1 protein-coding gene is annotated in these 228 nt (G+C 69.7%); it reads left to right on the plus strand.

The features are described 5' to 3' along the window. Positions 1 to 38: 38 nt before the first annotated feature. Positions 39 to 228 (plus strand): condensation domain-containing protein (locus AC2CHG_RS31815; RefSeq protein ID WP_484526251.1); only part of this gene is annotated, 190 nt, incomplete at its 3' end.

Genomic DNA, 228 nt, shown 5'->3' on the forward strand with positions numbered 1-228 from the left:
TGGACGCGGTGGTGGGCGACGGCCGTGAGGTGGAGGACGTGTACCGGCTGACGCCGATTCAGGCGGGGATGCTCTTCCACGCCCTGATGGCGCCCGAATCGGGGGTGTACCTCGACCAGATGTCCTTCGTGCTCGAGGGCGTCCGGGATGTGGACGCGTTGGCGCGGGCGTGGCAGGTGGTGGCGGATCGGACGCCGGTGTTGCGGAGTTCGGTGGTGTGGCAGGGGG

Source organism: Micromonospora sp. ATLC20, from assembly GCF_057196585.1.